Genomic DNA, 21,854 nt, shown 5'->3' with positions numbered 1-21,854 from the left:
AAGAGGGGGCGGAAGCGGTGATGAACAGGCGAATCATCGGCTTGTTCCTGAGCGGTATCATGGTGATGGCGCTGCTGGCCGGATGCGGCGCTGGCCAGCCCGCAGAACAGCAGCAGGCGGATCAGGGTTCATCCGAGCAGCATGCGGCCAAGCAGCAGGACCAGGTGGTCAATGTATACACCGCACGGCATTATGAAATCGACGATGAACTGTTTCAGATGTTTACCCAGCAGACGGGGATCAAGGTGAACACGGTCAAGGGCAAAGAAGAGGAGCTGATTGAACGGATCAAGCGGGAAGGAGAAAACACGGCGGCCGACCTCTTTTTTACCGTGGACGGGGGCGTGTTGAACGAAGCCAAGAAGAATGGCATCCTGCAGCCGGTGGAGTCGGCGGTTGTCGATCAGAATGTGCCCCAACAGTTGCGGGATCGGGACAATCACTGGATTGGCGTCTCGACACGGGCCCGTGTCATCGTTTATGCCAAGGATCGCGTCAAGCCGGAGGAGATTTCCACCTATGAAGATTTGACGAGCGACAAATGGAAGGGCAAGGTGTTGGTGCGTTCGTCAACCAGCCGGTACAACCAGTCACTGCTGGCTTCCTTTATCGAGCTTTATGGCGAGCAAAAAGCGGAGGAATGGGCGCGCGGCATTGTCCAGAACATGGCTCGCCAGCCGGAAGGCGGTGACCGCGACCAGGCGAAGGCGATTGCCGCCGGTGTGGGTGATGTGGCCATCATGAACACCTATTACCTCGGCCTGATGCTGCACTCCAAGGATCCGGAAGAGGTGAAGGTGGCGGAGCAGCTGGGTGTGATCTTCCCGAACCAGAAGACGACCGGTACGCACATCAACATCAGCGGCATCGGCTTGACGAAACACAGCAAAAACAAGGATAATGCGATTAAACTGATCGAGTTCCTCACCAGTGAAGAAGCACAGAGCAAGTTGTCGCAGGCCAACTTCGAATTTCCGGTCAATCCAAAGGCTGAGATGCCGGAGCTTCTGAAGTCCTGGGGTGAATTCAAGGCGCAGCAGATTGATTTTGCGAAGCTGGGCGAGCATAACCGGAAGGCGATTGAGATCTTCCAAAAAGTGGGCTGGAAATGACATGAGCAGCCAGGAGTTGCAGATATCAACAAAGTAGGGAACCGTGATGAAGAGGCTTTTGAACAGCTGGACAACCGTCAGCCTGATCGGGGTGACGGTTGTCTTGTTGCCGAATTTGTACATATTATTCCATTTGTTTCAACCTCCCGGCGAAAACTGGCAACACGTCAAGCAATATCTGTTGAAGGATTATATCTTGGAGTCGCTGGGGCTGGTTGTGTTTACCGGGCTGTTCACCGTACTGATTGGGGTGACACTGGCCTGGTTGGTTGCCGCGTATGATTTTCCATTGCGGCGTTTTTTTCGCTGGGGATTTGTCTTGCCGCTGGCGATCCCGCCCTACATCGCTGCCTATACCTACAGTACGATGTTGAGTTATACCGGCGTGGTGCAGAGCACGCTGCGGAACCAGTGGGGCATCGTCCTGGATCAGAAGTATTTTGACCTGATGTCGATGAAGGGCGCTGTTTTTATCTTTACGATGTTTCTGTTTCCTTATGTGTTCCTGATCACGCGGACCTTTCTGGAACGGCAAAGCGCTTCTTTGGTGGAAAATGCCCGGCTGTTGGGAAAGAACACCGTTCAGATCTTTTTTCAGGTGGTGTTGCCCGTCTCGCGTGCGGCCATTGTCGGCGGCCTCAGCCTGGTCATTTTTGAAGTGCTGAACGATTACGGCGTGAGCAGTTATTTTGGCCTGCAAACCTTTACAACTGCCATTTTCAAGACCTGGTTCGGAATGTATGACGTGGATTCGGCGATTCGCCTGGCGGCTTGGTTGATGAGCGCGATGATCGGATTGTTGATCATCGAGCGGCTGCTCAGGCAACGGCAGCGGTTTGCTGTTGCCGGCGGCAGAACCAGACCGCTGGCCCCCAAAAAGTTGCGCGGTTTGCCGGCGTGGGCCGCCGTTTTCTTTTGTCTCTTGATTTTTGCGCTGTCATTCGCCATTCCGGTGATGCAGCTCATCGTCTGGGCCACGTGGACCTATGCCGACGTGCTGAACGGGTCTTTTTGGCGGATCGTCTATCAGACGCTGTCGGTTTCGTTCATCGCCACGATTTTCATCATGTTTTTCGCGGTGGTGGTGGCCAATGTCTGCCGGTTGCGGCCTGCTTGGTGGACGCATGTGCTGGCCCGGATGATCGCGATGGGATATTCCATTCCGGGTGCTGTGGTGGCGATTGGTGTTTTGGCGGTGTTTATCGCTTTGGATCAAAGCCTGGGATGGCTCTATGCCTGGCTTGGCTGGGGAGAATCCAAGCTGGTGCTCAGCCTTTCGCTGGTGATGCTGATCGTGGCTTATGTCATCCGGTTTCTGGCGATTGGGCTGCATCCGGTGGAAGCCGGGTTTGAAAAGGTGGGAACCAAGTATCATGAGGCTTCCCGTCTGCTCGGACTGGGCATGACCTCCACCTTCGTGAAGGTGGATCTGCCGCTCATCAGGGGAGCGCTTTTGAGCGGGTTTATCCTCTCGTTTGTGGAGATCGTCAAGGAGTTGCCGTTGACGCTGTTGTTGCGGCCGTTTGACTTGGAAACGCTGGCGACGAAAACGTACCAGTATGCCAGTGATGAACGAATTATGGAAGCCTCCATCCCGTCTTTGCTGATCATCGGCATCAGCATGATTTCGGTCTGGATTTTATCAATCAGGGGAGAAGAGGAACGATGAGCTTTTTCGAGATGGATCAACTGACCTTCGGCTATATCCCTTCCCAACCCATCATCCGGGACTTTTCCCTTTCCGCGGAACAGGGGGAGATTGTCGGGATTCTGGGACCCAGCGGCAGCGGCAAGAGCACGCTGCTCCGCCTGATTGCCGGCCTGGAGGTTCCTGCAAGCGGCCGGATCCGGATTGACGGGAGAACGGTTTTTGATTCCCACACCTTTGTCGAACCCGAGAGGCGCGGTGTCGGTATGGTGTTTCAGGACTACGCGCTGTTTCCGCATCTGACGGTGGCGAAAAATATCCTTTTCGGCTTGCACCGGTTCCCGCAAAAGGAGCGGCAGAGGCGGCTGGAGATGATGTTGGACCTGGTTCAGTTGAAAGGGTTTGAGAAGCGGTATCCGCATGAGCTGAGTGGCGGCCAGCAGCAACGGGTCGCATTGGCGCGGGCGCTGGCCCCCCAGCCGTCGATCCTGTTGATGGACGAACCGTTCAGCAACCTGGATGCCGATCTCAAGACGGCTATCCGGGAAGAGCTGCGGCAGATCCTGAAAAAGTCGGCCACGACCTGTATTTTTGTCACGCACGACAAGGAGGATGTGGAGGCCATCTGTGACCGGGCGGTGTCGCTGAATGAATAGCTGAATGAATCCTCTGATCTGGGTTCATGTCACAGGTGTTCACTTGAACATCCCGGTTTCCCACACGAACCGCGCCCCGTGTTTATCCCGGCGTCACACCGGGCCGGTCGAGCAAGGTGATCATCGTGGCCGACATGGTGGCAATCAGCTTTGGCGGGTTATCCTCTTCACTTCCGTTCATCGCATACACTTCCCCTTCACACACGGTCACGGTTCTGCCCGGCTTGATCACAACGCCCTTGGCGAGAAACCACTCCCCCTTGGCGGGTGCCAGGAGATTCAGCTTGTATTCCACCGTGAGGACGGAGGCGCCTGCCGGCATCAGGCTGAAGGCAGCATACCCGCAGGCAGAATCGACAATGGTGGTAATCACGCCTGCATGAAGAAAGCCGTGCTGCTGCGTCAGATCCTCGCGAAAGGGGAGCCGGATCTTGACCAGCCCCGGCTGGACCTCGGACAGTTCTGCGCCGATCAGGTGCATGACGCGCTGGCGAGTGAAGCTTTCCTTCACCCGCTCGGCGAAATCCGGCGTTTGCGGCTCAAAACGCGGCGGCTGTGCTTGGGTCATGCTTGTTTCCTCCTAACCAATGACGCGGATTTGTTTTACGTTTTTCAGCCTTTTTGTTTTTGTTGATAAAGAATGATGGCTTTCAAGGAATGCGATCACTTCATGATTTCCGCATTCGGTATCCAGAATATTTAATCTTATCGCGCGCATTTTTCAGCGTTTGCGGGATATCCGGCATTAGTGGTGAGTGGCCTTCTTTCCGACGAAAAGCGCTGTCTTCAGACAAAAGGAGAGCGGTTGTCCTTGTGCGTCCAGGCGGATGGAAAAGGTTTCCTTGCAGCTGGGCGAGGCGGTCTGCATCATGTGGATGAGTCGTGTGCGCCCTTCAGGCGGGGTTTGCGCCCGCTCCACCCATTTTTCAAAGTCCAGTTCCAGGTCCGGGCGCAGGATGGTCTGGCAGGTCAAACCGGCCTGGAGGAAAAACCGCTCCCATTCATCCAGGGTGTATTCCCTGACGTGTGACGGGTCCCGTGTGCGGTCTACTTCGTTAATGAACAGATCCAGTTCCGGATCTTCCGGAGCGTAGTGATCAAGCAGCAGCAGGCGTCCGCCCGGTTTCAGCACGCGAGACGCTTCTCGCAAAGCTTGAGCCGGGTTGGGAAAGTGATGGGCGGCCAGCCGGCAGGTGACCAGGTCAAAGGAGGCGTCGGGAAAAGGCAGCGCTTCGGCATCGCCTGTCTGAAAGGCAACGTTCCGGATGCCGCGTTTGTCGGCCAGTTGGGTGGCGATTTGCACCATTTCTTCTGTCAGGTCAAGGCCGATGCACTGGCTGACATGTGGCGCGAAGGCCAAGGCGGTGTGTCCGGCGCCTGTGCCGACATCCAGCAGGCGTTCCTCGCCTCCCGGCTGTGCCGCCTCAATCATGTGGCCGAGATCCTCGCCTGCGGCAAAGAGCGGTTCATCCCTGTATTTTTGGGCATTTTGGCCAAATTGCCGCTGAACGCGTGATTTTTCCGCTTGTGACATGAAAAGGGCTCCTTTCTGATGCAGGAAGGGAATGATTAGTTGAAACAATTATACCATCTTTTGGGCAATGTGACTTGGTGCCAAGATTTTAAAACCGGAGGGGGATTTTGTCATATGGTGCAACTTTTTGCTATCATCCCTCGTCTATGTGTGTATAAAATGAAAGTGAGTACATTCTGACAGGGAGAAGGAGAAGGATGGGGGAAGACAGCGGTTGGGGGGATCGCCCGGTTCGGCGATCGGTTATGTTGGCATGGCTTGCCTTGGGCATCCTTTTGCTGATGGGCAGCCTGTTGTGGTTCATTTTTTATCACCACTTTGTTCCTGGTGATAAAGTGCCTGCGGCCAGGTTGACGGCACATTCAGGACCCGGCGGCAACCCGGAGGTGCCGCCGCCTTTTACGGATGAGGTTGTTCCTGCCGCTGAGACGGAAAAAGGAGGGGATGGTTCGGGCCACGATTCGACTGGCCAACATCGGCAAGCGCCCAAAGACGGCGAGGAAAAGCCGGTGGAAAATCGAGACGCGGCGTCAGAGGCGAAACCGGGGGACGGGGTGCAAAACAGGGGTACAAAACAAGCTGAACATGCTGTGGCGGAAAATACAGGAGGAAAAGCCAACCACTCCGTTCAAGGAGAAGCGGCGCCTGAGCAGACGAAAAAATCCGCCTCAGCCTCTGATCAGCCTCCTGAAGGAAACCACGGTGCATCCGTTCCACGCCAGACGCCAGCAAAGGGGCAGCCTGCTGACGGTTCCGGTCAGAAGCAGCAGGAAGCCCCCAAATCCGGGAAACCGGATGCGGTTCCTGCCGTTGGCGCCCCAGCCCGGAAACAGTGGTCGGTGGCACAGCTGCCGGCTGTCGTCAAGCGGCTGCCTGTCGACGAGCCAGTGGTTTACCTGACATTTGATGATGGTCCGACGCGTTATCTGGAGCAAATTGTTCAGGTTCTGGTCGAAAAGCAGGTACCTGCCACGTTTTTCTGGATCGGAGGATATGCTCCCCCTTCTGCGCATCTTATCAAGCTGATGCAGCAGTCGAAGATGCTGTTTGGCACACATACCGTGAGTCACCAAAAGTTGACCGGCAAGCCTTATCAGGTACAGAAGAAGGAGATCGGGCAAGGCATGGCGATCCTCGCGAGGTGGACCGGTTCCAAGATCCATTACGTACGGCCACCCTACGGTGCGCGTGACAACAATACCGACCGTGTGGCCAATGAACTGGGACTAAAAACGATCTTATGGAGCATCGATCCGCGGGATTGGGAGAAGGGCGTCACTCCAGCGCAAATCATCCAGCGCGTGATATCCCAATTGCACCCTGGTGCGGTGATTTTGTTGCATGAAAAACCGATGACGCTGCAAGCGTTGCCGCAACTGATTGATCAGATCCGCGAGGCGGGCTATCAACTTGCCGGGTTGCCGGTGCAATGATGACGATAACATCACCAATTCGGTTCGCACCCTGTTCAAGGCTGGGGTGCTTTTTTTTTGGGCATGCTATATAGATGTGGGTCTAAGGTGATATGGGTCTAGGGTTCTGCAGCCACCTCGGTCATCCACTGCAGCATGGTTTGAAAAATCTTTGGTTTTTCAGGATGGGACCTTAAATCATGGGATCGTTCCGGTAATGCGATGCAGGCTTTTTTTTCTGTGTTGATTGCCTCATAAAACTGACGGATCAAGGTAGAATCGATAATCGGATCTTGTTCGAAGTAAACGCATAAGGTGGGCAGGACGTAGCGAACCACGTTGGCCAGTGCGAGGCTTCCATTTTGCAGCAGTTCCCTTAACCAACGTGGAGTATAATGAAACGTGGAATACGGATCCTGTTTCAGTTTATTCGGATCAGGGCGCAGAAATTGAAACCATGGCAAATGTCTCAAGCGCATCGCCAGTGAAACTGCGTTAATCGGCAAAGTGGGACGCACCCAAGACACCAGCTCCACAGCTTTCTTACACATATAAGGAAGGTGAAAGCGCAATCCCAGTGCGGGAGCGGAAATGATTCCTCCTCTGATTCCGGTCTTGTATTCCTGAACATAGCGAATGACAACAAGCCCCCCCAGGCTATGGCCCGCCAGAAAGACCGGTTTGTCTGGAAACCAGGTGCAGATCCGCTGGACCAGATAATGCAGATCTTCCAAATACTCGTCAAAACGATTGACATGGCCGCGAGTCCCTCCCGATTGTCCAAAACCCCGCAAATCGGGTGTGACGTAGATCAATTGGTGCTGCTGGCAGATGGGTGCCAGGTCCATATAATAACCTGAGTGCTCGCCTGCGCCATGAATCAGGATGAGAATCGCCCGTGCTTCCGGGGCTGTTTTTGTTGGTAGCCAACAACGGAAAAACAGATCACGCTCTCGCAAGCAGAGGGGCTTGATCATGTCCCGTCTCTGGCTGCTCTGGTCTGGTGCGAAATGCATACAACCCTCCTCCTGGATCAGCGATTGCCATATGGTGCTGCATGTTAGATTGTCCGCTTTGACTCTCTTTCAATCGTTCAGAAGAAAGTGGAGAAAAAGCGGAAAAATGGCTTGCTGCTTCGAGACGTTGAAGAGGAAGAAAAAGTTGGGGCGTATAACATGATGCCGGAGAAGCGGATAATACGCATGACCATATGGAGAGGCGAACATAGCGGGACGGAGGGTTTGGAATGAACAGCAGGAAAAAAACGAGGAAAAAAACATTCATATCCTTGTATATTTTTTCACTCCTTTTGCTTATCCTGTCCGCTTGCACGCCTGCACAACGGCCCGAGCAGCAGGGAACGCAGGGAGGAATGATGGAGCAGCAAGCCCGTCAGATGACAAAGAAACTGGCAATGGAAGCAGAAATTCAGAAGTCCTTTGCCGAGGGCCGTACCCGGGTGATGCGCGAAGATGCCAACCTGCGGCGGCAATTTCTCGGCAACATGCTCCAGGAACAAAAGTGGCTGCTGGAAGAACCGGACTTGCGAAACCGGCTCATCGAAAGCCAGTTGAAAGCCCGTTCGGAAGCGTTGCGGCAAAAAGAAGTGCGGAACCATCTTCTCCTGCAGGGATTGGAAGAGCGGGCGCTGACCGCCAGGGTGTACCCGGACAAAGTCATGGAACAGGCCTTGTCCCAGCAAGAAAAGATGCTCAAAGAACCTTACGCCCAGAAACTTCTGGATCATACGCTCAATGTGCAAGATGCGATTCTCCAATCCCGGCGTCATAAAGCCCGTCTGATGGACGATACGCTGCACACCTTTTCAGGGATTGTCCATGATGCCGGCCGCAAGGCGCAAATGGCGGATCTGATGCTCGTGATGATGCAGGATCCGAAAATGAAGGCGGCCTTGGAACAAATGATCCAAATGGCTGTCAAAAAACAGATGAAAGCCCTGAAACAGGAGATGCAGCCGACACATGGAACCCGGCAATCCCCGGCACATTCGGAAAAACAATCTCCGTCGGAAGCGGATCAACAGGGCGCGGAAAGACATTCCCTGCCTGCGCCTAAACCAGCGGAACCGTCCCAAACGGGGACCATGCCTCAGACCATGCCTCAACCGAACAAGGGTACGGGCGACGGATCATCCTCATGAAGGATGCCATGTAGGGCGCCCTGTTTTTTTATTTTGGACAAAGAGGAATGGATTGCGGCGTTGTACCTATCGGGGTATAATAAGGACAAAGAAAGCCTGCCAGGACGTGAGGTGTCGACATGGAGTACTCACAATCGATGAAGAACCGTCTGCGACGGATTGAAGGCCAAATCCGGGGCATCCTGAAAATGATGGATGAGGGCAAATCCTGCAAAGAGGTTGTCAGCCAGATGTCGGCTGTCAGAAACGCGCTGGATCGGGCGATCGGGGTCGTGGTCAGCACAAACCTGGAGGCCTGCATTCGTCGAGAAATCACCAAGGGAGAAGATACCTCGGGAGCGATCAAGGAAGCGGTCGACCTGCTCGTCCGGAGCCGATAAAGGCCATCATAATTCCCCCTCAGGGGGGATTTTTTATTTTTTAGGGAGAATCCTGCGACCAAAAGGTTTTTTTTCTCGTCTATCCATATAAAAGTTGTGCCCCCAAGGAGGAATGAACCGGTGGATGATGAGCAGCTTGTCGAACGCATCAAACAAGGGGATGACGATGCGTTTCGGGAGTTGTACCACAAATATGTTCATCAGGTATTCCGCTACGTCTATCTTCAAATCGGAGATTATCAGCGTACGGAAGAACTGACCCAGGATATTTTTATGAAAGTGGTCAAGGGTTTGGTCCGCTTTCGTGGCCAATCCCGCTTTCAGACGTGGTTGTTTACCATTGTGCGCAATTGCCTGACGGATGAGCTGCGCACGTACAAAAAGAAACGCCTGACGATGACTGTTCCGCAGGAAGACCTGATCCACATGGATGATCGTTTTGATACGGTGGAGGAGAGAGTGCTGAGAGAAGAAGCCAAGGAGGAACTGATTCGGCATCTGCAAAAATTGTCTGACGACTATCGGGTCATCATTCTGCTGGTGGATTTGGAAGGTTTTTCGCTGCGGGAGGCGGCCGAGATCCTCAACCGCTCGGAAAAAGCCACAAAATCACTGCATTACCGGGCAATGCGCCAACTGAGACAAGTGGTGGAAGGAGGGATGAACGTTGAGTACTCATGAAGGCCGGGACCATTGGCAGGAGTGGATAAAAAACCAGTTGCAAGAGGTGGAAGTCTTGCCGCGCAAAGAATATTTGGAAGAAAGTATGAAGGTCCTGTTGGCCACCCTGCACGAAGAACGGAGAAAGGTTCGCTTTCGCAAGCGGATACGGCGGACGCTTGAAGGGATGGCGGTGGCTGCCGCGGCAGTTGCCATCATCTATGTGGCACCCCAGCTGAACAACCTGCTGCAGGGGGATGGGAGTACAGCGTTGGATCAAGGCCCGGCCGGACAACCCGGCGAGAAAATCAGCATCATGGGTGAAACCGCTAAGGAAACGGAAGATTCATCAGCCGTAAAATTGGAGAACAAGATGTTCCACATACAGTTGCCCGCCTCCCCGCTGAAGGTCGGAAGCGAATTTGAGGTGACCGGCGAAGTGAAGCAGGGGCCGGAGGCGGACAGCCAGGGACAGTTGCGTTATGAAGTGGAGGACGGCCACGATATCCTGGCATCCGGAACGTTGCAGGTGGATGGCGAAGGGACCGAATGGCAGCCTTTTGTTCTCAAGGTAAAGCTGAAACAAAAACCCACCAGTCCCAACGGATTGCTCATCCTATATGCCAATCAGGCGGGGCAGCGCGCAAACGAGCTCACCATCCCCCTTCAGTTCGTTGAGCAGCAAGTTTCACCGGATACGCCTGTGCAACATGACGTTTCAGCTCCCTTGCCGCCGACGGAAGAGGCATACCCCGCCCAGTCGGTTCGGGTGTTGGATCAGCGTGAGGAGGATCAGGAGTTTTCTTCCTATTTTAAGACGCTGCAAAAAGCGGTCAAGGAACGGGACGTGTCTGCCCTGAAAAAGGCCATGTCACCAGAGATTTACCTCAGTTTTGGCGGGCAAAAGGGGTATCGCGATCTGGAAGAGATGTGGAAGCTGAAAACCAATCCGGAAGCCTCCCCGATTTGGAGTGAACTGGAAAAGGCGCTGAAATACGGGGCAAAAAAGGACGGCGAATATTTCCGGGCGCCTGCGATAGAACTGCCGGCCGGCACGGACGAATACCGCGCCAGGGCGATTGTCGGCAGCAACGTGAATGTGCGGAGTGCCCCGTCGATGGATGGAAAAGTGATCGAGCAGGTCAGCAATCTCTTGGTGCGGATGCCAAAGGACTTGACGAAATACGACAAGCCCGGCTGGAAAGCGGTCATCCTCCCCTCCGGGAAGCCGGGATTTGTCGCGGCGGAGTACGTGGTGGAACCGTTGGGGTATCGGGCCGTGTTTGGCAAGGTGGACGGAAAATGGACGATGATCACCTGGATTGCGGGTGATTAGCCCGGTGGCATATGGCAGGCATATGGAAAAGGATTCCTCGGTTGGGGGAGTCTTTTTTTTTTTTGGCGCTACCCGTCAGGTGTTCCGTACAATGAAACGCCGTTCTAAAAAACTTGACGCCAATTCAATTTGTGATAAACTTAGCTGTGGTAATCCATCTTAAAAGCAGTACGATCAATCCCAAGTACGATCAATCCAAAGACAGAAAAAGCAAGCGAATCGTCAATGAAGGAGGGCCGGACCATGGCAAAACAGGATCGGTTTGGCGCACGTGCCCGCCTCCAGACGCCGGGTGGTTCTGCAATCATCTACCGTTTGAACCGGTTGGCGGAGGAGAATATTGCGGACGTCAGCCGCCTGCCTTTTTCGATCAAGGTGTTGCTTGAAAGTTTGCTGCGCCAGGTAGACGGTTTTCAGATTACGGAAGATGATGTGGTCGCACTGGCCAAGTGGAATGCGGCCAATCCGGCAAACCGGGAGGTGCCGTTTAAGCCGGCACGCGTCATTTTACAGGATTTTACAGGTGTTCCGGCAGTGGTCGATCTGGCTGCGCTGCGGGACGCAATGGCCCGGATGGGCGGGGATCCAAAGCGGATCAATCCCTTGATTCCGGTGGATCTGGTCATCGACCACTCCGTCCAGGTCGATTTCTATGGCTCGGGCCGCTCGCTGGTGGACAACATGGAACTGGAATTCAAGCGCAACCGCGAGCGTTACGAGTTTCTGCGCTGGGCGCAGAGCGCCTTTGAAAACTTCCGTGTCGTTCCGCCCGCGACCGGGATTGTGCACCAGGTGAACCTGGAATTTTTGGCGAAAGTGGTTCAGGACCGCAAAGTGGACGGCGAGACGGTGCTGTTCCCTGATTCGCTGGTCGGGACCGACTCCCATACGACCATGATCAACGGTTTGGGTGTCCTGGGCTGGGGTGTTGGCGGCATCGAGGCGGAAGCCGGCATGCTGGGGCAACCGCTGTATATGCTTACGCCGCAAGTCATCGGATTCAAACTGACGGGAGAGCTGCCGGAAGGCGCTACGGCCACCGACTTGGCGCTGACCATCACGCAGATGCTGCGTGAGAAGGGTGTCGTCGGGAAGTTTGTCGAATTCTACGGAACGGGCCTCAGCAACATCAGCCTTGCGGACCGGGCGACGATTGCCAACATGGCGCCGGAGTATGGCGCGACGATGGGCTTCTTCCCGGTCGATGAAGAGACCCTGCGTTACCTGCGGGAGACGGGACGCAGCGAGGAACTGGTTCAGACCGTGGAGCGCTACACGAAGGAACAAGGGCTGTTCCGCACGGACGAAACGCCGGATCCGGTCTTTACCGACACACTGGAACTGGATCTCTCAACTGTAGAGCCCAGCCTGGCCGGACCAAAACGTCCTCAAGACCGAGTTCGCCTGTCGGAGATGAAGCAATCGTTCCGGGTGGCTTTGACCGCTCCCATCAATCAGCGCGGCTTTTCCCTGGAAGAAAAGGATCTCGCACGCACCTCTTCCCTGAAGGTCAAGGAGAAGACTGCCACGCTCAAGCACGGTTCGGTGGTGATTGCCGCGATTACCAGCTGCACCAACACGTCCAACCCCTCCGTGCTGATTGGTGCCGGTCTTTTGGCGAAAAAAGCGGTCGAGCGCGGGCTGGAGGTGGCTCCTTATGTGAAAACCAGCCTGGCGCCGGGGTCCCGGGTGGTCAGCGATTACCTGGACAAGGCTGGCCTGACGCCTTATCTGGAAAAGCTGGGCTTTTACACCGTAGGATATGGCTGCACCACATGTATTGGCAACAGCGGCCCGCTTGATCCGGAGGTGGAGCAGGCGATTGCCGAGGGGGATCTGGTGGTGGCTTCCGTGCTCAGCGGAAACCGCAACTTCGAAGGACGGATTCACCCGGCAGTCAAGGCCAATTACCTGGCTTCCCCGCCGCTGGTGGTGGCCTATGCGCTGGCCGGCACGGTGGATATCGATTTGCTGAACGAGCCGATCGGGCAAGGCAAGGATGGACAGCCGGTGTACCTGCGCGACATCTGGCCCAGCCAGAAAGAGGTCCAGGAGACGATTGCCAGCGTCCTGACGCCGGAGTTGTTCAAGGAACGCTATGGACGGGTCTTTGACGGCAACGAAGCCTGGAACGCCATTCCGGTAACCGGCGGCCAAATGTACGAGTGGAACGAAGCATCCACCTACATCCAGCGCGTGCCGTTCTTCGACAATCTGACGCCGGAGCCGGCGCCGCTGGCTGAAATTCGCGGCGCCCGTGCCCTGGCGGTGCTGGGTGACTCGGTGACGACGGACCATATCTCCCCGGCGGGCAGCATCCAGAAAGACAGCCCCGCAGGGAAATACCTGCAGTCCCGTGGCGTGGAGCCCCGTGACTTCAACTCGTACGGTTCGCGTCGCGGCAACCACGAAGTGATGATGCGGGGCACCTTTGCCAACATCCGGATCAAGAACCAGCTTGTGCCCGGCGTAGAGGGCGGCTATACCCGCTACCTGCCGACCGGCGAACAACTGCCGATCTACGATGCGGCGATGAAGTATATGGCCGACGGCACGCCGCTGGTGGTTCTGGCCGGTAAGGAGTACGGAACGGGCAGCTCCCGCGACTGGGCGGCCAAAGGCACCTACCTGTTGGGCGTCAAGGCGGTGATTGCGGAGAGCTTCGAACGGATTCATCGCAGCAACCTGGTCGGTATGGGTGTGTTGCCGCTGCAATTCGTGAACGGGGAGAGCTGGCAATCGCTCGGCCTGACAGGTGAAGAGCAGTTTGACATTCTGGGGATCGATGACAATCTGCAACCGCAGCAGAAGTTGACGGTGAAGGCCACCCGTCCGGACGGAAGCCAGATCACCTTTGAAGTGCTGGCCCGTCTTGACACGCCGGTCGAAGTGGAATATTACCGCAACGGCGGGATTTTGCAGACCGTCCTGCGCAACCTGGCCAATGAGAAAAGCGCATAAACAAATGGCATGGATTGGTGCACTGCCTGGTTTGCCAGGCAGTTTTTTTCTACGCCAGGCATTTTTTTCTGCGAAAGAAAGAGGTGATTTATCCTGGTTCAACGGTTGAAACAATACTTGCAGGAGCAGCGATTGGTTTTGGCGGCCGGATTCGGCGCCTTTGCGCTGGGCATGCTGCTGGGGGTCATCTATTTTGAGCAGCTGCATCAGTGGATGCACCAGTTTTTTGAACAGATTCAGCGGAAAGTGGGTCCGGTGGAGCATGGCCCGGAACTGTTTGTCCGGATTTTCGTCAACAATGCGCTGGCTTCGCTGGTGTTGATCCTCTCCGGATTGCTTTTTGGGGTGTACCCGGTGTACGGGTTGCTGCTCAATGGCATGGCGATCGGCTATTTGTTGCAATCGCTGGCCGTCGCCGGGCAATCGCCTTGGAAAATGTTCCTATTGGGCATCCTGCCGCATGGCATTTTTGAAATACCGGCCATTTTGCTGGCCGCCGCATTTGGCATGCGGTTGGGTCTTTTGGTCTGGCAGTCATTCTTGCGCCTCCTGCGCCCCGCTGCCCGGCGGAAACCGCAGCAGCTGACCTGGCGCGGGCTGTTTGCGCAGCTTCCTTTGACGATCAATCTGGTGCTCGGTTTGTTGCTCCTGGCGGCCGCCATTGAAAGCACCGTATCGCTTTACCTGGTGACGCAATATGTCCCGCTGGCGCCTGCCGGAGAGGATGGCGCGATGTAAAAACGATGAGAACGAGGAAGATGGCACATACTAGGCGTGAAAAACAACCCCTCAAGCTGAATTCTTTGCGGAGGTGCCAGTATGGGCTATCGGACGATGCGGGACACATTGGGAGAGGTGCGCGTGCCGGAGGGGGTTTATTACGGGCCGCAGACGCAGCGGGCGCGGGAGAATTTTCCCATCAGCGGCCTCAAGCTTCCGCGGGTGTTTATCCGTGCCCAAGGGATCATCAAAGCGGCTGCCGCTTATGCCAATCGGCAGGTGGGCATGCTGGACGAGAAGAGGGCAGTAGCGATTATCCGGGCCGCCGAAGAAGTGATCGAGGGCCGTTGGGATGAGCATTTTGTCGTGGATGTATATCAGGCGGGTGCGGGAACATCCCAGAACATGAACGCCAACGAAGTGATAGCGAACCGGGCCGCCGAACTGCTCGGCGGCCAGGTGGGGGACACCCGGCTGGTTCACCCCAATGATCACGTCAACATGGCCCAGTCCACCAACGACACGATACATGTGGCCATCAACATCGCGGCGGCAGAGCAGATGCTCCACCGGCTGCTGCCTTCCCTGAAGCGGTTGTATGAAGCGTTGGCGCAAAAAGCGGAGGCGTTTCAGCCGATTGTCAAGGCAGGCCGCACTCATTTGCAAGATGCGGTGCCCATTCGCCTCGGTCAGGAGTTCAGCGGCTATGCCGTTACGGTGAAACGCAATATCGCGCAACTGGAACAGGTCCTGAAAGAGTTGTACCCGATTGGGCTCGGCGGCAATGCCGTCGGAACCGGGGTGAACGCCCATCCCGATTATCCGAAGCTGGCCGTCCAGCAGGTGGCCGAACGGACGGGGCTTCCTTTTTGCCTGCCCGAGAACCGGTTTTATTTCATGCAGAACACGCATGGCGCGATTCGAGTGAGCGGTGCTTTAAAACATTTGGCGATTGACCTGATCAAGATTTCCAGCGATTTGCGCCTTCTTTCCTCCGGGCCGCGCACCGGCCTGGCGGAGATCCGCTTGCCCGCCGTTCAGCCCGGTTCCTCGATCATGCCCGGCAAAGTGAATCCGGTGATGGCGGAGATGTTGTACATGGTCTGCAGCCAGGTCATCGGATGCGATACGGTCGTTGCCGCGGCAGGAATGGGCAGCCAGCTGGAGATCAATGTCATGATGCCGGTGATCGCCTTTAACCTGTTGCACGCGTTGGAGATTCTGGCCAATGGCATCGATGCCTTTACGGAGCGTTGCGTCAAGGGGATTGAAGCGAACGCAGAGCAATGCCGCTATTGGCTGGAGCGTTCGGCGGCCATTGCCACGGTGCTGAACCCAGTGATTGGATATGAGCGGGCCGCCGCGTTGGCCAAGCGGGCTTTGGAAGAAAACCGGACGGTGAGAGAATTGGTCCGGGAGTCAGGTATTCTTCCGCCGGAAGAGCTGGAGGAGCTGTTTCGATACGAACGCCTGACCTAGCCGCAGCTGCCCAACCCTATGCATGGTGTTGACAAGTATCCTTAACATTTGTCATTTCATCCTCGGTTCGGATAGAATAGATGTATCGAAAAGGATAGGGATAGTGGTATTTGCGGAATAATGAGCATTCGCCGTAAAGTGGTGCAAAGTTGACGAAGGACAAGATCGTCTTGCATGAGGTTGATGAGGAGGATGCCTAATGGCAGAGCTCTATGATCTGATCATCTTGGGGGGCGGTCCGGCAGGCTTGTCTGCCGGGGTGTACGCAGGACGCGCCGGATTGAAGACGGTGATTGTAGAAAAAGGCCTCTATGGCGGTCAAATGCAGAATACGGAAGAGGTGGAGAACTACCCGGGTATCCGCCATACGACTGGCCCCGAGTTATCGGAGGTGATGGGTGCCCACCCGGATGACTTCGGGGTGGAAAAAAAGTACGGAGAGATTCGCTCCGTCCAGCTGGACGGACCCGTCAAAGTGGTTGATCTCGGAGAGGAGCAATTGCAGGCACGCGCCATCATCATTGCCACCGGCGCAGAGGCCAAAAAGCTGGGCGTCAAGGGGGAAGAGGAGTATGCGGGCCGTGGCGTCTCCTATTGCGCCATTTGTGACGGGGCCTTTTTCAGCGAGAAGCGTCCGGGAATGGACAAGGGGATTGTGGTCGTCGGCGGCGGTGATTCAGCGGTTGAAGAAGGGACCTTTTTGACCCGTTTTAACAAGGTGACGTTGATTCACCGCCGCGACAAGCTCCGGGCGCAGCCGATTCTGCAGAAACGCGCCTTTGAGAATGAACGGATGAACTTCATCTGGAACAGCGTTGTAGAAGAAATTGTCGGGGACGGGAAACTGGTGACAGGTGTGCGCATTCGCAACCGGGTAACGGGTGAGGAGACCTTTCTTCCGGCCAACGCGGTGTTTATCTACGTCGGCATGAAGCCGAACACCCAGTTCTTGCCAGAAGATGCGCCGTTCCTCACGGAGACCGGGTACATTCGGACCGATGAGCAGATGCGGACCGGGATACCGGGGGTATTCGCCGCCGGTGACGTGCGTGACAAGACGCTGCGCCAAATCATCACCGCCGCTTCGGATGGCGCCATTGCGGCGATGGAAGCCTATCATTACATCGAATCGTTGGCCGACCAGCCGCAGGAGGCTTGAGTTTCGGCCGCCTGGATGCTGCAGCAAGGAATAGTGATGGGTTCCTCATGATATATGAGGGACCCTTTTTTATTATTTGGTTGAAAGAGTTGGTTGAAAGAGGTTTTTTAATTATTCCAATATATGAAATATCATGGTAAAATTTTCATGAACCCGGCAGAGAATGCCCACGGGCTTCAGCCGTGTGAGGATATGCCAGATAAAGAAAAGGGGAATGTGATGTGATCGACGTCGCCACGCACAATGGTGTTGCATGTGTGCAAGGGACGCATGCTGCTTACGGGATGCCTTGGAGCGTCTACCTGTTTTTCTTCGATGGCATGGTGGTGGATGCCTCGGCAAAAGTATTTGAAAAAGCGTTGATTCCGTTTTATCAGTCGAATCCGATTGAAATGGTCGTGTTGACACATACCCATGACGATCATATCGGTACGGCCGGATGGCTGGAAAACAATAAGCGTGTTCCGATATATGTGCATCCCGGTGCGGTTGCTTTTTGTTCAGAGCCGTGTGATTATGCGGGAACCTTTCGGGAGGCCTTGTGGGGGAAGCGAGATCCGTTTACAGCGCTCCCGTTGGGTGAGGCCATTGATTCCCTTCACTACACATGGCGGGTCATTGAGACCCCGGGTCATGCGCCCGATCACGTCGTGTTGCTGAACGAGGAGTTGGGGATCCTGTTTTCAGGAGACTTGTTCATTACTCCCAAACCAAAGGTGATCATGAGCCATGAGTCTGTTCCTCAGATGATGCGTTCCCTTCGGAAAGTGCTTGCTTACGATTTTCAATCGGTTTATTGCTGCCATGCAGGCTACCTCTCCGAGGGAAAGAAGATGTTGCAAATGAAATTGGATTATTTGGAAGAGATGGTTGGGAAAGTATCATCCCTTTTTCAGCAAGGCTATGCCATCGCCGAAATTGACCAGCAACTTTTCCCGGACAAATTCCCAATTACTTCAATATCCGATGGCCGGTTCGACTCCGTCCATATGGTGCGATCCATTGTGGAAGAACTGGCCGGGATGAAGTAGAAGGCCGGTGCCCATCGGGTACCGGCTTTTTTGCCAGCGATTTTTCAAAGACATTGGTTCAAAGAATGCCAGGTGGTTCGGACTTTTTCACCGGATTTTTCGAAAGATGGTTATTTGTATCAAGATATGCGTTTATTCCATGGTTGAGCGGAAGACATACATTGGATCAAGAAATCAGGTTAGGGGGTGATGATTATGCCAGGAAAAGGAAAGGGTTATGGTTGAAAAGATGGACATGAAGCCGTGCAGCGCATCATCCTAACCACCAGGAAAAAGGTTGTGATGGAAAATAAGGCATGATGAATTCATAAAAGAAAGGAATGAACCATGTGGATCAGACCGGTTTAAATTTGGTGATAGGTCAGTCGGTTCGCGTCGACCGGGGCGGGCCTGAGGCCAGAATAGGGAAACTGGTGGCGGTAAAGAAGGACCATGTTGTGGTCTATCACGAAGAAGAAGGCATGCTCTATTACAAAAGCGATCATATTAAAAGTTTGAGTTTGGACTCCAGGGAAAATCCGGAAGATCTTCTTATGGAGAATCCGGATGAAACACCATTGGTATTACCAAAATATATCGATGCGGAAGATTTTTTATCGGTCATGAAAAATATGAAATACCGTTGGGTGCAGGTTAACCGCGGGGGACCGGAAAAAATCGAAGGTGTGCTTGTCGATGCCAATGACGCGGAAGTGACATTGGTTGTCGGAAATGAAGTGATACGGGTCATGACCTTCCATATACGAAATATCAGCTACGGAATCAAGAAAAAGGAACAAGAGAACAAGAACAGTGAAGAGAATGAGAACAATCAAGAAAAGGATAATCAAAATAAAGAAAAAGATAAGGATCATTCCAAGGAAAAGGATGATCGCAAAGAAAAGAGTGATCACAAAGAAAAGGATAACCACAAGGAAAAGGAACAGCATAAGGAAAAGGGTGAGCGCAAAGAAAAGGGGAATCATAGCAAGCACAAGTAAGAGTAAGTTGAACAGAGCAAACATGACCATTGTCCCTCTTAACCACCTACCAAAACCGGGGTGGATTTTTTTTGGGAGGGAATGCATGAAGGGGCGGTTTCATCAAGCAGCATCATGATTGGATGAATAGTTATGTAGTAAAAATATACTTCCATGATAAGTGGAGGGAGGGTATCCATGCATGGTCTTATCGCGGAAAAGCTCAGAGGGTTGAACAATCAAATGGTACGTGTCAATCGCGGCGGGTCTGATTCGCATTATGGAAGGCTAATTACCGTCAATGATGACCATCTGGTTCTGATGACCGACGATCAGGAAATATACTGCCAAACGCACCATGTGAAAAGTATTGCAACGGACAGCTTTTCGAGCGCCTGTTCACGGGATCGAGTTGAAAGCCAAGCTCCATCATCGCAACACGAAATGACGTTCAGGGATGTCCTGAACAAGATGATGTATCGGCGCGTCCAGATTAACGGAGGCGGACCGGAAAACATCGGCGGGGTTCTGGTTCATTTGCACGACCAAGATGTTGTCATCGTTGATGATCATGAAGTGATATTTGTACCCATATTTCACATCAAAACGATTCGTTGCGATCTGAACAAGGTGGCGGAAGCTCCGAACAACATCTCGGACAGCGAAAAAGGCAGCGAGGAAACAGGAGGCGCCATGACGGAATTGGCGGAAGGCGAAGCGATCACCTCCGCAGCAGGGTCCCCAGCGGGTGCGAAAGCAGAAACAGAGCAGACACGCTATCATTCAGAATATTACAATAAAATTTCAGAAAAAGTTAAAAAAATGAATCACTTCAGCAAACGAACCGTTGTCAGAATACAAAGCAAAAGGAAATATTTGGGTTATCGCTCGTCAAGAGGAAAAACGAAACAGAGAAGCATCGTTTGGCGTTCCAGAACCTATCAAACGGGACATTCAAAAACGGGTTATCCGATGGTATGGATTGCGCCAGGCATATACGGCAATGCAAAAGGCCCTGAAAGGAGGTGGGCCATGTGATGATGATGTTCATACTATTCATCGGCGGCATGCTGTTGTATGTACTTTTAAGGCCGCTGACAACGACCAACCCGAAAACCAGCGAGGCGTTGACAGCCGACCTGGAGCCTGTGCTTCCATCCCAGTTTCAATTCATGAATTATAAACCAAGATTTCAACAGACCAATCCGGTTATCATCCGATACCATTTTATGAACAAATCGGTAAGAAGTATGGAGAATGCACATGAATAATATAGAAACTTTGATGATGTTCAGCCTCTTTGCACTTACGGTGCTTTTTATCATGTGGAGGCCGTTTGGCATCAATGAAGCGGTTCCTTCGACCATTGCAGCTTGCGTCATCTTTCTGTTCGGCATTGTACCTCTGGCAGATATATTCAATATATTCACAATTGTAAGCGGAGCTTCCATCACCATCTTGTCCACCATTGTTATGTCCATCGTCCTGGAAAGCATCGGATTTTTTCGCTGGGCGGCAATGAACTTGGCGATAAAGGCAAAAGGATCTGGGATCTTGCTTTTTTGGTACATCAATTTGCTTTGCTTTTTGATGACCCTTTTTTTTAACAATGATGGCAGTATCCTCATTACAACGCCGATCATCATTCAGACGCTTACGTTGCTCAAGTTGAAGCCGCATCAGCAAATTCCTTATCTGTTATCGGGTGCATTGGTCGCGACAGCAGCCAGCGCACCCATTGGCGTAAGCAATTTGGCGAACCTGATCGCATTGAAAATAGTCGGGCTGGATTTAAATTCTTATGCAACGATGATGTTTGTCCCTTCGATGATTGGCATTGCATCGATTGCCATATTTCTATATGTCTTTTTCAAAGAGGATATGCCAGTCAAAATAAAAGACCATTTCAACATGTTCCATCTGAAGTCGCAAATGTCGGATTATCCTTCGAAAAAATATCCCCATCCATTGTCGCCTAAATCGCAGGAACATGGACCAGTTGACTGGAAAATGTTTCGAATTTGTATTGGCGTCGTGGTATTCACCCGCATCAGCTTTTTTGTTCTTGCTCCGTTCGGTGTTCCCACGGAGTGGCCGGCTGTCATCGGCGCGATGTTGCTGATTGCCATCAGATGGCACAGGAAAAAAGTCGGCGCGATGGATGTGTTGAAGAAAAGCCCCTGGCATATCCTGTTGTTCGCATTCAGCATGTACGTGATCATTTACGGGCTCCATAATGTGGGAATGACGGCGTTCATTGTTGACACCATTGGGGAAAAAGTGAGAGAAAACCATTTGTATGCCGTATTTATCATGGGGCTGCTGGTTTCCGTCATGTCCAATTTATTGAATAATCTGCCTACGATTATGATCGGAACCATGTCCATCACCGAAATGGGCTTGGACCACCAAACCTTACAAGTCGCCTATTTGGCGAATGTCATCGGCGCGGATATCGGCTCACTGATGTTGCCCATGGGAACCCTGGCTACGTTGCTGTGGTTTCATACATTAAGGCAATACAAAATCCCAATGACCTGGGGAAAATATTTGCAAGTGACCATCTACGTGATTCCGATCGGCTTGCTCCTGAGCTTGTTATCCCTTTATTTGTGGACAACGTACGTTATTTTTTAAAATCAATAG

General features: G+C 53.4%; 20 protein-coding genes. 17 read left to right on the top strand and 3 right to left on the bottom strand.

Going from position 1 to position 21,854, the window contains the following annotated elements; all coding sequences use genetic code 11:
* Positions 1-17: 17 nt before the first annotated feature.
* The 3 genes from BAA01_16035 to BAA01_16025 are packed head-to-tail and all read left to right on the top strand — an operon-like array spanning position 18 to position 3,416.
* The gene (locus BAA01_16035) at positions 18-1,112 is read left to right on the top strand and encodes a Fe(3+) ABC transporter substrate-binding protein (protein ID OUM90410.1); all 1,095 of its coding nucleotides are present in this window, start codon (positions 18-20) and stop codon (positions 1,110-1,112) included.
* Positions 1,113-1,158: 46 nt separating this feature from the next.
* Complete coding sequence (locus BAA01_16030; GenBank protein OUM90353.1) at positions 1,159-2,781, top strand: iron ABC transporter; 1,623 nt, start codon at positions 1,159-1,161, stop codon at positions 2,779-2,781.
* A complete protein-coding gene (locus BAA01_16025) occupies positions 2,778-3,416 on the top strand; it encodes an ABC transporter (protein ID OUM90352.1) in 639 nt (212 codons plus the stop codon). The genes BAA01_16030 and BAA01_16025 overlap by 4 nt, the downstream gene beginning before the upstream one ends.
* Positions 3,417-3,498: 82 nt before the next feature.
* Here the strand turns inward: BAA01_16025 and BAA01_16020 are convergent, their stop codons facing one another.
* Positions 3,499-3,984 carry a thioesterase gene (locus tag BAA01_16020; GenBank protein OUM90351.1) on the bottom strand — a complete coding sequence of 162 codons (486 nt, stop codon included), beginning with the start codon at positions 3,982-3,984 and terminating at the stop codon, positions 3,499-3,501.
* A gap of 177 nt (positions 3,985-4,161) precedes the next feature.
* Complete coding sequence (locus BAA01_16015) at positions 4,162-4,950, bottom strand: methyltransferase (GenBank protein OUM90350.1); 789 nt, start codon at positions 4,948-4,950, stop codon at positions 4,162-4,164.
* A gap of 848 nt (positions 4,951-5,798) precedes the next feature.
* Here BAA01_16015 and BAA01_16010 point away from each other — a divergent pair.
* The gene (locus tag BAA01_16010; GenBank protein ID OUM90409.1) at positions 5,799-6,383 is read left to right on the top strand and encodes a hypothetical protein; all 585 of its coding nucleotides are present in this window, start codon (positions 5,799-5,801) and stop codon (positions 6,381-6,383) included.
* A 98-nt stretch (positions 6,384-6,481) separates the two neighbouring features.
* On the opposite strand, the gene BAA01_16005 is transcribed toward BAA01_16010, so the two are convergent.
* A complete protein-coding gene (locus BAA01_16005) occupies positions 6,482-7,378 on the bottom strand; it encodes a hypothetical protein (GenBank protein OUM90349.1) in 897 nt (298 codons plus the stop codon).
* A 230-nt stretch (positions 7,379-7,608) separates the two neighbouring features.
* Here BAA01_16005 and BAA01_16000 point away from each other — a divergent pair, with 230 nt between their 5' ends.
* The 13 genes from BAA01_16000 (at position 7,609) to BAA01_15940 (ending at position 21,845) form a co-directional block, all read left to right on the top strand.
* Positions 7,609-8,523 (top strand): hypothetical protein, encoded by a 915-nt coding sequence (locus BAA01_16000; protein OUM90348.1) that lies wholly within the window; start codon positions 7,609-7,611, stop codon positions 8,521-8,523.
* Between the two features lie 119 nt (positions 8,524-8,642).
* Positions 8,643-8,903 (top strand): cytoplasmic protein, encoded by a 261-nt coding sequence (locus BAA01_15995; GenBank protein OUM90347.1) that lies wholly within the window; start codon positions 8,643-8,645, stop codon positions 8,901-8,903.
* Positions 8,904-9,023: 120 nt separating this feature from the next.
* On the top strand, positions 9,024-9,584 hold the full coding sequence (locus tag BAA01_15990) for a hypothetical protein (protein OUM90346.1): 561 nt from the start codon (positions 9,024-9,026) through the stop codon (positions 9,582-9,584).
* Positions 9,571-10,899: a hypothetical protein gene (locus BAA01_15985; protein ID OUM90345.1), complete on the top strand. Its 1,329-nt coding sequence runs from the start codon at positions 9,571-9,573 to the stop codon at positions 10,897-10,899. Before BAA01_15990 ends, BAA01_15985 begins: the two co-directional genes overlap by 14 nt.
* Positions 10,900-11,142: 243 nt before the next feature.
* Positions 11,143-13,860 carry an aconitate hydratase 1 gene (locus tag BAA01_15980; GenBank protein ID OUM90344.1) on the top strand — a complete coding sequence of 906 codons (2,718 nt, stop codon included), beginning with the start codon at positions 11,143-11,145 and terminating at the stop codon, positions 13,858-13,860.
* A 105-nt stretch (positions 13,861-13,965) separates the two neighbouring features.
* Positions 13,966-14,598: a hypothetical protein gene (locus BAA01_15975; GenBank protein OUM90343.1), complete on the top strand. Its 633-nt coding sequence runs from the start codon at positions 13,966-13,968 to the stop codon at positions 14,596-14,598.
* A gap of 81 nt (positions 14,599-14,679) precedes the next feature.
* A complete protein-coding gene (gene aspA, locus BAA01_15970) occupies positions 14,680-16,059 on the top strand; it encodes an aspartate ammonia-lyase (GenBank protein OUM90342.1) in 1,380 nt (459 codons plus the stop codon).
* Positions 16,060-16,258: 199 nt separating this feature from the next.
* On the top strand, positions 16,259-17,218 hold the full coding sequence (locus tag BAA01_15965; protein OUM90341.1) for a thioredoxin-disulfide reductase: 960 nt from the start codon (positions 16,259-16,261) through the stop codon (positions 17,216-17,218).
* Positions 17,219-17,439: 221 nt separating this feature from the next.
* Entirely contained in the window at positions 17,440-18,249 is an 810-nt protein-coding gene (locus BAA01_15960; protein ID OUM90340.1) for an MBL fold metallo-hydrolase, read from the top strand.
* A 329-nt stretch (positions 18,250-18,578) separates the two neighbouring features.
* Positions 18,579-19,229, top strand: coding sequence for a hypothetical protein (locus BAA01_15955; GenBank protein ID OUM90339.1), 651 nt, complete (start codon positions 18,579-18,581; stop codon positions 19,227-19,229).
* 177 nt (positions 19,230-19,406) lie between these two features.
* Positions 19,407-20,246, top strand: a complete 840-nt coding sequence (locus BAA01_15950; GenBank protein ID OUM90338.1) for a hypothetical protein — start codon at positions 19,407-19,409, stop codon at positions 20,244-20,246.
* Positions 20,243-20,479, top strand: a complete 237-nt coding sequence (locus tag BAA01_15945; GenBank protein ID OUM90337.1) for a hypothetical protein — start codon at positions 20,243-20,245, stop codon at positions 20,477-20,479. Before BAA01_15950 ends, BAA01_15945 begins: the two co-directional genes overlap by 4 nt.
* Positions 20,472-21,845, top strand: a complete 1,374-nt coding sequence (locus tag BAA01_15940) for an arsenic transporter (protein OUM90336.1) — start codon at positions 20,472-20,474, stop codon at positions 21,843-21,845. Before BAA01_15945 ends, BAA01_15940 begins: the two co-directional genes overlap by 8 nt.
* Positions 21,846-21,854 lie beyond the last annotated feature (9 nt).

It is taken from the genome of Bacillus thermozeamaize (genome assembly GCA_002159075.1).
GTDB lineage: Bacteria > Bacillota > Bacilli > ZCTH02-B2 > ZCTH02-B2 > Bacillus_BB > Bacillus_BB thermozeamaize.
This window is presented reverse-complemented; position numbering and strand designations above follow the sequence as displayed.